Here is a 3,690-nt window from a genome sequence, read left to right as displayed (position 1 = left end):
CAACGGTTTTGTATAATTTCCCAGCTAAGGGAAGGTTAGGAGTAAAGATAATAAAAAGAGCTAACTTTGACGCTTTTGCGTCTGTGTCCGCAGGACACAATTAAACCTTAGTTGGAATTATACGTTGTTAGCTGCTGGCTTTTTTATATCATTGTATTTATTAATTCAGATGCACTTATGTAACAAATGTTTGATTTTGATTGGTCTAATTCTTCTGTTTCTCTTAATTCTTTCCCTGGATGAACATAATTTCTAAAAATTCTAGAAATGTTTCCAAGATGAACAAAGTGTTTCTCGAGCATTTTTTTCTGTTCCAAAAATTGAAGCAAATCATTTAAGGTTGCCTCAAACAATCCTTTGCTTACTTTTCTATTATTTACTTCGTAAGAAACATTTGTGATTTTTTTCTTTTTAAGGTGATAAATCAAAAGTGTTTCAATTAATGAACCTGACAATATTATTGTTGATTTATGATTTTTCATTAAATAGTTTAAAGTTAACTCTTCATAGTCTCGAAGAATTAACTTTTTAAACTGTTTGTTGATTTTGTTTATCTTCTTAAGATTTCTGTAATAATTAATTTCTTCAAGGGATTTTGTGTTGAGTTTTTCTATTCCTTGAATCCAATTGTCATTTACAACCTTTAATTTTATTTCTGAAATAGCTTTTTCTAAAAAAGGATTTATCTCATAAATTATTTCATAATATTCTCCACGTTGTCCTGTCTCACAGATATAATTCTTATCAATCCATTGATTTCTTAAAGATTCAGCTTTGTCCTCGTCAGTTTGCATAAAAACTTTGAATTTCCATTTTGGAATAGCAATAATTCCATTGCTAAATGCTTCGTCTTTTCTGGCATTCTGAATGAATAACGTAAGTTTATTTATTACAAATTTATTTTCTCTTTCAAGATAAATTAAAGAGTGTTTAAACTTTTGTTCTCTTTCTTTAATTTCTGAAACAATTTGATTTAAAGTGTCATAGTTATTCGAAACGATTTCATCATTTGGTTCAATCTCATATGCTTGAGATATTAGGTCAAAAGCTTCTTTAAATTTTCTTTTTCGTTTTTTTATGTTTGAAAGGTTATTTAAAACTGCTGAATTTTCTGGGTTTGAAATTAACAGATATTCATAGACCTTCTCCGCCATATTTTCGTTATCTAACTCTACAAAAGCAAAAGCTAGCTCAAATGAATAATATAGTTCTGAAGAAGAACTTAGCTTTGAAACCTTATTGAAACTTTCGATTACAGCAGGATATTTTTTCTCACTATGCAACTGTTCGATAAGTTCCTCAAATTTTAATGAAGCTGAAAATTCCTCATCTTCTTGAATGAGTTTTTTTATTTCTCTTATTCTTTCTGTGATTTCTTTTTTAGTCATTTTTTTCAGCTTGCAGCTAACGGTTTTGTATAATTTCCCAGCTAAGGGAAGGTTAGGAGTAAAGATAGTAAAAAGAGCTAACTTTGACGCTTTTGCGTCTGTGTCCGCAGGACACAACTAAGCCTTAGTTGGAATTATACGGTGTTGTGTGGCGTTATTTTCAGTTCCAATTAATATTAGTTATCATATATTTTTCACTTTCCTTTTCTACAGTTATAATTCCAGTATAAGGCGAATAGTTTTTTTCATTACCAAAAGTGTTGAATAAATGAAATTTAACTTTCCAATTATTGTTTTCCAGTTTTATGTCCATTAATTCAATTCCACTTGTTTCTTCTTGACTCCTTGTCCAAAATAAATATTCGTCGCAATTTTCAGGAATAACTCCGATATATTCACTCCATTTCATTTTCGAAATAGTTTCGGCACAAGATTTAGTTCTTTCTTTTTCTTTTTCCATAAATGAGTTAGAAATTGTTCCTAATTTTCGAAGCTCATTAAAATATGGTTCATAATCTACTAAACAACTATCATTTTTTCCTTCTGTAACAACAAAATCTATTGGAATTTCGGATTTTATATCATTAGTGTTTTTAATATACCATTTATGGAAAGATAAGGCTACGCTTTCAATTTCCTTTTCAGTTTCTGTCAGTTCTTTTTTCTTCGTGTTTGATTCCGAATTAGCCTTTTCTATTATTTTTTCAGTAGATTTTGAAATAGATTCTGTTCCATTTTTTTTATTATCCGCACAATTGATGATTGTTAGCAAAATTAGAAGACCAATTAATTTATTCATTTTTTAGTTTCAGTTCAATTTAAGTTCGGTTTTTTAATGACACACAACGGTTTTGTATAATTTTCCAGCTAAGGGAAGGTTAAGAGTAAAGATAATAAAAAGAGCAAACTTTGACGCTTTTGCGTCTGTGTCCGCAGGAAACAACTAAACCTTAGTTGGAATTATACGTTGTTGTAAACAGTTTTTTCACTACTTATCTCGATTAGACAAAATTTTATACAGTTCAGGATTTTCAATTTCCAAGTCAACTTTTCGCATTTCCCTACCATATGTCATTTCAAAATCAGTTATCAGAATTGGACGCAAAAAGTCGTATGTATAAGTATGGCAATAATAACTAAACGGATAACTATAGAAATAACCAAACAATTTAGGTTCTCCGTCAACAGTTAAAACGAATTGATGTCCCATATTATTCGACCTTGGAAGTTCAGTAATTTGTTTAGCACCTATGCTGTCAATAATAAGATGTCCGTTTTTTGGGTTGAAATCGATTATTCTACTTTTATCTAAAAACGGCTTATCTCTTAAGTCCGTCTTTTTTGCTGTAAATTCACCAGAAAATATCAATTCGTTAGTTGTTGTGTCTAGTCTAATAACATTGAAATCAAAACGACTTTCTACAAATCTATATCCTAGACTGTCAATATTGTTTTCAGATATTTCTAGTCCTTGATAACTCTTAATTCTCTTTTTAGTCAAAAATATTTCGATTTCAGGTGTGTTTTTAGTTTCCGTTTGATTACACGAAAATAAAATCAGAATTATTAGTATGTATCCGAATTTTTTTTTCAAAATTGTTTACAACGGTCACGTATAACTTTCAGTTGCGTGATTTTGGACTAAAGATAATAAAAAGAACTGACTTTGACGCGCCAGCGTCTGTGTCCGCAGGACACAAATACGGAGCAATTGAAGTTATACATTGTTGCCATTAGTTTTTTATATTTCATAGTAATCTCCATCTTCCCAATTTTTAGTTCCGATGAATTCTCCGCAATAATTATATTTTTTTATTCGTCCGTCATTATCATAATTTTTTCTGTGATTAAAAATCCAGATTTCATTTCCAACAATTTTTATCCGATTAAATTTTCTTGTATCAGAAGCATCCATTGAGCTTATAAAAACTGATTTTTTCTCGAAGACCTGGTTCCCATTTTGGTCAATAATTCGGTCAATCACAATTACTTTTTTATGTCTTAAAGTCCAAAATAAAAACTTACGCTTCTTTTCAATTCGTTCAGTTTTCAGAGTTACGCTTTCAATTCCACAATCTTTATTTTGAGTCAAGCGCGTGTTTTGTATTTCAGTCGTTTTTATTCCACTATTCAGATTAAAGATTAGGTAATTTAGACTTAATAGTATGGCAAATATTGATTTCAGGACAGTGGTTTTAAATTAATGGCAACGGTTTTGTATAATTTCCCAGCTAAGGGAAGGTTAGGAGTAAAGATAATAAAAAGAGCTAACTTTGACGCTTTTGCGTCTGTGTCCGCAGGA

At 30.1% G+C, this 3,690-nt stretch carries 4 protein-coding genes; all 4 read right to left on the bottom strand.

Annotated features, from left to right (window positions below):
- Nucleotides 1-143: 143 nt before the first annotated feature.
- Complete coding sequence (locus BUC03_RS14890; RefSeq protein WP_143159221.1) at nt 144-1,505, bottom strand: tetratricopeptide repeat protein; 1,362 nt, start codon at nt 1,503-1,505, stop codon at nt 144-146.
- A 43-nt stretch (nt 1,506-1,548) separates the two neighbouring features.
- Nucleotides 1,549-2,187 carry a hypothetical protein gene (locus BUC03_RS14885; protein WP_073153905.1) on the bottom strand — a complete coding sequence of 213 codons (639 nt, stop codon included), beginning with the start codon at nt 2,185-2,187 and terminating at the stop codon, nt 1,549-1,551.
- A gap of 189 nt (nt 2,188-2,376) precedes the next feature.
- Nucleotides 2,377-2,982: a hypothetical protein gene (locus tag BUC03_RS14880; RefSeq protein WP_073153902.1), complete on the bottom strand. Its 606-nt coding sequence runs from the start codon at nt 2,980-2,982 to the stop codon at nt 2,377-2,379.
- Nucleotides 2,983-3,129: 147 nt separating this feature from the next.
- On the bottom strand, nt 3,130-3,480 hold the full coding sequence (locus BUC03_RS14875) for a hypothetical protein (protein WP_073153899.1): 351 nt from the start codon (nt 3,478-3,480) through the stop codon (nt 3,130-3,132).
- Between the last annotated feature and the right edge of the window lie 210 nt (nt 3,481-3,690).

Source organism: Mesonia phycicola, from assembly GCF_900141885.1.
GTDB classification, from domain to species: domain Bacteria; phylum Bacteroidota; class Bacteroidia; order Flavobacteriales; family Flavobacteriaceae; genus Mesonia; species Mesonia phycicola.
This window is presented reverse-complemented; position numbering and strand designations above follow the sequence as displayed.